This is a genomic window from Rhodococcus chondri (genome assembly GCF_036327435.1).
GTDB lineage: Bacteria > Actinomycetota > Actinomycetes > Mycobacteriales > Mycobacteriaceae > Rhodococcus > Rhodococcus chondri.
In genome coordinates, this window is record NZ_JAUZMZ010000180.1 from 1 (window position 1) to 8,952 (window position 8,952).

At 66.6% G+C, this 8,952-nt stretch carries 7 protein-coding genes; all 7 read left to right on the forward strand.

From position 1 onward, the window contains the following. Positions 1–720: thiamine pyrophosphate-dependent enzyme (locus Q8814_RS21955; protein WP_330154101.1), on the forward strand; the 720-nt coding region annotated here is incomplete at its 5' end. Positions 721–803: 83 nt separating this feature from the next. Beyond that, the gene (locus Q8814_RS21960) at positions 804–1,586 is read left to right on the forward strand and encodes an enoyl-CoA hydratase/isomerase family protein (protein ID WP_330154102.1); all 783 of its coding nucleotides are present in this window, start codon (positions 804–806) and stop codon (positions 1,584–1,586) included. 1 nt (position 1,587) lies between these two features. After that, entirely contained in the window at positions 1,588–2,778 is a 1,191-nt protein-coding gene (locus Q8814_RS21965) for an acyl-CoA dehydrogenase family protein (RefSeq protein WP_330154103.1), read from the forward strand. A 251-nt stretch (positions 2,779–3,029) separates the two neighbouring features. Continuing rightward, positions 3,030–4,544: a class I adenylate-forming enzyme family protein gene (locus Q8814_RS21970; protein WP_330154104.1), complete on the forward strand. Its 1,515-nt coding sequence runs from the start codon at positions 3,030–3,032 to the stop codon at positions 4,542–4,544. 32 nt (positions 4,545–4,576) lie between these two features. After that, entirely contained in the window at positions 4,577–5,728 is a 1,152-nt protein-coding gene (locus tag Q8814_RS21975; protein WP_330154105.1) for a thiolase family protein, read from the forward strand. Positions 5,729–5,741: 13 nt separating this feature from the next. Beyond that, a complete protein-coding gene (locus tag Q8814_RS21980) occupies positions 5,742–6,539 on the forward strand; it encodes a crotonase/enoyl-CoA hydratase family protein (RefSeq protein WP_330154106.1) in 798 nt (265 codons plus the stop codon). Positions 6,540–6,661: 122 nt separating this feature from the next. Next, positions 6,662–8,952: CoA transferase (locus Q8814_RS21985; protein WP_330154107.1), on the forward strand; the 2,291-nt coding region annotated here is incomplete at its 3' end.

Below are 8,952 nucleotides of genomic sequence, written 5' to 3' on the forward strand. Positions count from 1 at the left end.
ATTCCCGGCGACGCCGCGGGTGTGGTGCGTGCGCTGGGTGCCCGTCTCGCCGAGGCGGAGACACCGACGCCGTCGGGGCGTCGGGTCGCCCAACTCGCCGACGCGGTGCACGAATTGGAGGGCAAGGGCTATCGCAGCATCTCCGGCGGTGGCACCGTCGACATGCGCGACGCGATGGTCCGGCTCGCCGAGCTGCTCCCGAAGGGAACTCAGGTCGTCACCGACGTCGGGCGGTTCTCGTTCGCGGCGTGGAAATACCTGCCGGTCGATCCGGGCCGTTTCACCGTGCCCGGGGCGTTCGGTTCGATCGGGCTCGGTATCGCGACCGCGGTGGGCGCCGCTGCGGCTCGACGCGACGCGCCGACGGTCTGTGTCGCCGGGGACGGCGGCGCGATGATGGGACTCGTCGAGCTGAGCACAGCGGTTCGGCATCGCCTGCCGCTGGTGCTGGTCGTGCTCGACGACCATTGCTACGGCGCGGAATACCTCAAGCTCGAGAGCCTCGGCCTCGCGCCCGCACACTCGGAGGTGCAGTGGCCCGGGTTCGCGGAGACGGCGCGCGCACTCGGTGCCCGCGCGGTGACGGTCAGGAAAGTCGACGAGTTCGCGCAGGTCGCGGCGCTGCTGAACGAAGCGGCCTACCCTCTGGTTATCGAAATCAAGGCGGATCCGGCCCGGCGTCGACCCGAGGTGGCCGCGGCTGCAGGGCATGCGCGTTGACGCGTTATGGTCGGCACTGGACTCGACATGGGTGACTTAGTAATATTTGTGAGGGCGCACGCCCGTACTTTCCAGGAGGAACTGTGGACCTGAGCAGCTTGACCACGGTGATTGCAGAGCTGAAAGACCACGTTCTGACGATCACGCTCGATCGGCCCGACAAATTGAACTCGTTCACCGACACGATGCGATCCGAGTTCGCTGCGCTGTGGGCCTACGCGCGCGAAGAGGACGATGTCCACGTCATGGTGCTCCGGGCCAACGGCGAACGTGCCTTCTCGACGGGTGTCGACGTCAAGGAAGGCACGTTCCTTTCCGACAATGTCTTCATGCGTCGCGATCCGGGCATCGACCTCTCGCCCAAGCACAACGGGTGCTGGAAGCCGCTGATCTGCGCGGTACACGGTATGGCGGCCGGCGGTGCGCTCTACTGGCTCAACGAGGCGGACATCATCATCGCGAGCGAGGACGCCCAGTTCTTCGATCCGCACGTGTCGTACGGCATGGTCGCCGCACTCGAGCCGATCGGCCTCGCGCATCGGATTCCGATCGGGGAGGTACTGCGCATGGTCCTGCTGGGGCTCGACGAGCGCATGTCGGCCGAGCGCGCCCGCGAAATCGGTTTCATCAGCGAGATCGTCACGCGCGAGAAGCTGTGGGATCGCGCGCAGGAACTCGCGGAGCGCATCGCAGCCAAGCCCCCGGCGGCCATTCAGGGCAGCATCCGGGCCATCTGGGAGTCCAAGGATTCCGGCCGGTCCGCGGCCCTCGCGACCGGTATGTACTACACCGACCTGGGCAATCCGATCGGCAAGGCGCAGGTCGTCCGCTCAGAGGTGCCGACCCGCAAATACGAGGTGCGCTGACATGGACTACGGAATGACTCCGGAACTCGAGAAGTTCCGCACGGAGGTAAGCGAATTCGTTGCGGCGAACAAGCCCGCGGTCAACGTCAAGGCGGGGGTGCGCAGCGCGGAGGACGCCGAGGAGCTCGCTCTGCTCAAGGAGTGGACCGGAAAGCTGTTCGCGGCCGGATACGTCGGCGCCGACTGGCCGGAGGAGCACGGCGGCAAGGGTTCTGCGCATTCGTCGGAGAAGGACGTCGTCGTCGGTGAGGAACTGGCCCGCGGCCGCGCCCCGGCTGCGATCCAGGGTGCCGCACATCTCGTGTCACATGCGCTGATCGATTTCGGCACCGAGGAACAGCGACAGAAGTATCTGCCGGGAATCCGCTCGGGCGAGCTCATCTTCTGCCAGCTCTTCAGCGAGCCGAGTTCGGGCAGCGACCTCGCGTCGCTGCGCACCAAGGCTGTTCCCACCGAGGGCGGCGGGTTCAGTGTCACCGGCCAGAAGGTGTGGACCACGAACGGTCACTGGGCCGACTACGGCTACCTGCTTGCGCGGACCGATCCGGAAGCCCCGAAGCACAGGGGTATCAGCGCGTTCATCGTCGACATGCGGCTGCCGGGTGTCGAGGTGCGGCCGTTGCGGGAGATGACCGGCACATCGGACTTCAACGAGGTGTTCCTCGACAATGTCGAGCTCGGACCCGGCGCGTTGATCGGTGAACTCAATCGCGGGTGGATGATCGCGAACTCGAGCCTCGGGCACGAGCGCAGCGGCGCGGCGACGAGCGTCGTGCGGCTGCAGCAGAATATCGAGGCGCTGAAGGACCTGGCCAAGAACGTGACGCGGAACGGCCGGCCGGCCATCGAGGACGGCGCCGTGCAGGAGCGTATCGGCGAGCTGGCGGCCGCGGTCGCAGCGAACTCGGCGATGGTGTACGCGAACATCAGCCGGTGGTCACGCAAGACGGAGCGGGCGTACGACGCAACGATGGCCAAGCTGATGTTCAGTGAACTCGGCGTGGACATCGCACGTTTTGCTCTCGAGCTTTCCGGTGAGGCGGGGATTCTCGTCGAGGGGGACGCGAACGCGGTCGACCGCGGGCGGTGGCAGGACGAGTTCCTGTACGCGCGGGCGTACACGATCGCGGGTGGCAGCTCGGAGATCATGCGGAATCTCATTGCCGAACGCGGTCTGGGAATGCCGCGCTGAGCTGCGATGTGTGAATGGGGAGGATCCACGGATCCTCCCCATGTCGTGGTGCGGGCAGTCAGGAATCCGCCGCGTACAGCCTGCTCAATTTGATGCCCCAACTCGATTGACCTAGTTAACTATGTGATCTATCTTTGGTGCAGGCGATTCCCTCGGCACCGCCGAAAGGCGATGTGCGGGTGAGTCACGAAACCGGTACCGATGCAGGAGAAACGCGAATTTTTCCCGTCGGCAGAAGTGGGAGGCATCGAATGACGGGTATCAGGGAAGCGTTGGGCTTGCTGTGGTCGGCGCCCGACGACGCGAAAATGGTCCAACAGGGCAAGACGTGGCATACGTGGGGCGAAGTACGTGCGCTTGCCGAGAAGATCGACGCAGAGCTCGCGCGCGTCGGTTGCGGCGAGGGCTCACGCATCGGAGTGGTGCTGGGGAACCGGATGGAATCCGTCGCGTCCCTGATTGCGATTCTCGGTAAGGGCCGCACCATCATTACGCTCAACCCCATGCAGCCCACGGCGCGACTGACCGCAGACGCGGTGGCTTCTCGACCGCAGGTTGTACTCGCGCCGCAGAACATGTGGGACGAAACCGAATTCGAGGTGGCACTGGCGGAGGCCGGCGTCGTCGGGTTCGCGGTCGACGGCATCGATGTCGTGCAGCGCACCGGTGGCCCCGAGGTAACCATCGAAGCCTCGAGGAACGAGCAGGACCCCGTTGCGGTCGAGATGTTCACCTCGGGCACCACAGGACCGCCCAAGCGGATCCCGCTGACCTGGCGACAGCTCGAGGCCGCCCTGAAGGCAGTCCACGGCCACACCGGTAAGGGTGGCGACAAGCGTGCACCGCTCACCGGCCACGTCGGGCTCATCTCCCTCGCGATGGTGCACATCGGCGGACTGTGGGGTGTCATCCAGTCTCTTGCCGAGGCGCGGCCCATCGTTGTGCTGCCGCGGTTCACCGTCGAGTCGTGGGTCGACGCCGTGCACGAGCACCAGCTGCGGGTCGCGGGTCTGCCGCCCGCGGCCATGCGCTCGGTCCTCAGTGAGGGCGTTCCGAAGGAGAAGCTCGCGAGTCTGCGTGCCGTCACCGCCGGAACCACCTTCGTCAGCCCCGATCTGGCCGACGAATTCACCGAGCGCTACGGCATCCCCGTGATGATCATGTACGGCGCCACCGAATTCGGTGGCGCGGTCGCCGGTTGGACCAAGCCGCTCCTCGGCGAATGGTGGGAGCGCAAGCGCGGCAGCGTCGGACGACCCTTCCCCGGAGTGAAGATGCGGGCGGTCGACGAGAACGGTGAGGTGCTGCCCGTCGGCACCACCGGCCGCCTCGAGGTCTGCTCGAGCCAGACCGGCACCGGCACCAACCAGTGGCTGCGCACCAGCGACCTCGGCCACCTCGACGACGACAACTTCGTCTACATCGACGGTCGCGCCGACGACGCCATCATCCGCGGCGGCTTCAAGGTGCAGCCGGAAACTGTCTGCAACGCGCTGCGCGCCCACGACTCGGTGCTCGACGCCTCCGTGTACGGCAAGGACGACGAGCGACTCGGCCAGGTGCCCGTCGCCGTGATCGAACTGGCAGAGGGAGCAGCTCCCGTCGACGAGGCCGAACTCAAAGAATTCGTCCGTACCCAGCTGACAGGCTACGAAGTGCCGGTCACCATCCACACAGTGGACGCTCTGCCGCGCAGCGTGTCCCTCAAGGTCGACAGGCGGCGACTGCTCGAAATGGTCGCCGAACTCGAATCCACGCGGGTCTGACCCCGTAATCGCTGACAAAGAAAGAGCACACTATGACTGCAGTAATCGTGGAGGCCGTGCGCACACCGGTCGGTAAGCGGAACGGCGGCCTGTCCGGCGTTCATCCGGTCGACCTGTCCGCTGTTGTGCTCAACGCGCTCGTCGAGCGCGCGGGCATCGACCCGGTCGTCGTCGACGACGTCATCTGGGGCTGCGTCCAGCAGGTCGGCGAACAGTCCCAGGACATCGCCCGCACCGCGCTCCTCGCGGCCGGGTGGCCCGAGTCGGTCCCCGGCGTCACCATCGACCGCCAGTGTGGCTCGTCGCAGCAGGCACTGAACTTCGCTGTCGCGAGCGTCGAGGCCGGTCACTACGACGTCGTCGTCGCCGGTGGCGTCGAGTCGATGTCGCGGGTGCCGATGGGCTCCTCCGTGCAGGTCGCCGGCAAGCCCTTCAGCCAGGCGTTCCTCGACCGTTACGACGGCGCCGTGCCGAACCAGGGCATCGGTGCGGAGATGATCGCCGAAAAGTGGGGCCTGAGCCGCACCGACGTCGACGCGTTCTCCGCTCGCTCGCACGAGCTCGCCGCAGCCGCGCAGGACGCCGGCCTGTTCGACGCCCAGATCGTGCCCGTCACCACCCCCGACGGCACGGTGATCTCGAAGGACGAGGGCATCCGCCGCGGCACCTCGGTCGAGTCACTCGCCAAGCTCAAGACGGTCTTCAAGGAAGACGGCGTCATCCACGCCGGCAACGCCTCGCAGATCTCCGACGGCGCGTCGGCCCTGCTCATCATGAGCGAGGAGGCGGCAGCGAAGTACGGCCTGACGCCGATCGCAAAGATCCACACCGCGACCGTCATCGGCGCCGACCCGGTGATCATGCTCACCGCACCGATCCCGGCGACGGCCAAGGCCCTCGAGAAGTCCGGCCTCAGCGTCGACGACATCGGCGTGTTCGAGGTCAACGAGGCGTTCGCGCCGGTGCCCCTCGCGTGGCTGAAGGAAATTGGCGCCGATCCCGAGCGCCTCAACCCGAACGGCGGCGCGATCGCCCTCGGCCACCCCCTCGGCGGATCCGGTGGACGCATCCTCACCGACATGATCCACCACATGCGCCGCAACAAGATTCGCTACGGACTGCAGACGATGTGCGAGGGTGGCGGCCAGGCCAACGCCACGATCCTCGAGCTCGTCGAGAACTGAGAAGGAACCGACGATGACTCAGACAACCGAGGCCGGTGCGCTCGTCGAGCGCGTCGGCAACGTCATGGTGATCACGATCAACCGCCCCGAGGCCCGCAATGCGGTGAACTCCTCGGTGAGCATCGGAGTCGGCAGCGCCCTCGAAGAGGCCGCGAACGATCCCGAAGTGCGCGCCATCGTCATCACCGGTGCGGGCGACAAGTCGTTCTGCGCCGGCGCAGACCTCAATGCGATCTCGCGGGGCGAGGGCCTGCACGCTCCCGGCCACGAAGACTGGGGCTTCGCAGGCTTCGTCAAGCACTACGTCGACAAGCCCACGATCGCCGCTGTCAACGGCACCGCGCTCGGCGGCGGCAGCGAACTGGCGCTCTCGGCGGATCTCATCGTGGCCGCGGAGAATGCCACGTTCGGTCTGCCCGAGGTCAAGCGCGGACTGATCGCCGGTGCCGGCGGGGTGTTCCGCCTGCCGGCCCAGATCCCGCAGCGCCTCGCGATGGAGATGATCTTCACGGGCGAACCGATCACCGCGGCCCGTGCCCTCGAGGTCGGACTGATCAACCAGGTTGCACCCGAAGGCAAATCGGTCGAGGTAGCGATCGAACTCGCCGAGCGTATCGCCGTCAACGCACCGTTGTCGGTGCAGGCCAGCAAGCGCGTCGCCTACGGCGTCGTGGACGGCCGGCGGGTGGAGGAGGACGATCGGTGGGCACTGTCCGCCGCGGAATGGGATCGTCTTGCGCTCAGCGAGGACGCGAAGGAAGGACCGCTCGCATTCGCCGAGAAGCGCGAGCCGGTGTGGAAGGCGCGCTGACGCTCGCCATCGTGTTTGTGTTGTAACTGCGGTGGCAGCCCGGGTCGCTCGAATGCGGTCGACCCGGGCCGCACCCAATCGGATGACTGAGGGAACCAGTCCAGGTAGAAAGGCAGAATCTCATGACCGATCGGATTCTCGACGGGATACGTATCGTCGAACTCGCCTCCGGACTGGCTGTCCCGGTTGCGGCGCGGATGCTCGCGGAAGCGGGCGCCGACGTCATTAAAGTTGAATCCCCCCAAGGAGATCCGCTTCGTGAGCGGGTCGCCTTCGCTTCCTGGAACCGCAGCAAGCGCAGCGTGGTCCTCGATATCACCACCGACGACGGCCGCGCGAAGCTGGCCGATCTGCTCGACACGGCCGATGTCTTCGTTCACGAATTCAGCCCGTCGCGCGCCGTCGAACTCGGTCTCGACGATGCGACGCTGCGGGAGCACCACCCCCACCTCATCGTTTCCTCGGTCACCGGTTACCCCGTAGACCACCCCGACCGTGATCGCCCCGCGAACGACCTGCTCGTCCAGGCCCGTTCCGGTCTGATGGGCGAGCTGTGGGGCTACCGGGAGGGCCCGATCGCCATGCGCTTCCCGCTGCCGAGCTGGGCCGCAGCATCCCTCGCTGCCGCGGGTATCGTGGCTCGGCTCATCCAACGCGACGGCACCGGCCGGATCGGCGCGGTGCACACCTCGCTCCTGCAGGGCATGCTCAATACGGCTTCACTCGCGTGGAACAACGCCGAGAACCCGATCCCAACCCTGATTCTCAACAAGTACGAGGCGCCCCCGCAGCTCGCGATGTACCAGTGCAGCGACGGTGTGTGGCTGCAGATGATGAATCCCGGCGAGCGCATCGACGTGAGCGCGATCCCCCTCGTCAAAGAGGTCGCTGCGGAACTCGGCGGCGACCTGACCGACCTGTCCCGGAACGCGAGCGAGGATCTGCGCACCGTCATCGCGCAACGCCCGAGCACCGAATGGCTGCCCGTCTTCCGCGCCGCGGACCTCGGAATCGAACCGGCCCTGCAGATGGGCGAGCTGCTGCGCGATCCGCAGGTCACCGCCAACGGTTACGTGGTCGAGGTCGACGACCCGACACACGGAAAAACGATCCAGGCCGGCAACCCGTTCGGTGTCGACCCGCCGTGCGCCGTCACCCGCCCGGCGCCGCGACTCGGCGAGCACACCGACGAGGTGTTCGCCGAACTCGAATTCTTGCGTGCCGATCCCGCTGTCCCCGCCGTCAGCACGGACGAGACCGCCGATCCGCGTCCGCTCGCGGGTCTGAAGATCGTCGACCTCGGGTCCTTCCTCGCGGGCCCGATGGCGCCCATGTTGATGGCGGACCTGGGTGCCGAGGTCATCAAGGTCGAGCCCGTCGTCGGCGACCGGCTCCGGTACAAGCCCAGTTATTGGGAAGCGTGCTCACGCAACAAGCGTTCCCTCGCGGTCGACCTGACCACCGAGCAAGGCCAGGAGGTGCTGCGCAAGCTCGTCGGCTGGGCGGACGTCGTCCACCACAATCAGCGGCCCAAGGCGTCCGCCAAGCTCGGTATCGACGAAGCCGGTCTGCGCGCGATCAAGCCCGACGTCGTCGTCGGTTACGTGACCAGCTATGGAGAAAAGGGCAATCGCGCCGACAGCCCCGGCTTCGACTCGATCTTCCAGGCGCTCGCCGGCTGGGAGGTCGAGAACGGCGGTGTCGGCAACCCGCCGCAGTTCTCCCGGTTCGGCGTCCTCGATATCCAGACCGCCCTCGGTTCGCTCATCGGGACACTGCTCGCCGTGTACTACAAGCAGCGCACCGGCCGCGGAACCAAGGCATCCGGGTCGCTGCTGTCGGCCGCGACGGCGACACAGAGCGAGACGCTCATCCGCCTCGCCGACGACAGCGTCGCCGAGTACCCGCGGTTCGACGCAACGCAAACCGGTTTCGGCCCGGGCCGCCGCATCTACGAGGTGGCCGACGGATGGGTCGCGGTCGTCGCCGACGCCGACGGTCAGCTCGCCAAGTTGCGTGCGATCGCGGGCGCAGCCGATGACGCGGGAATCGAAACGGGCTTGGCTGCATTTGAATCCGAGAAACTACTGGTCGAACTCGAAGCCGCCGGTATTGCCGCCGAGCCGGTCCGCGAGGAGTACAGCTTCGAGTTCTTCGACGACGAAGCGAACCGCACCGGCCAGCTCATCGCCTCCTACGACCACGCACACTTCGGTCGCATGGAGCAGCCCGGTGCCTACTGGAATTTCGACGATCTCACGCTGAAGTTCGATCGTGCAGCGCCGGTGATCGGACAGCACACCCGGGAAATCCTCACGGAACTCGGCTACGGCGACGAGGAAATCGACGCGATGCGCGCCATGGCGGAAGTGCCCGTGCTCGTCGACTCCTTGCTCGGTCGGTCCCACCGATG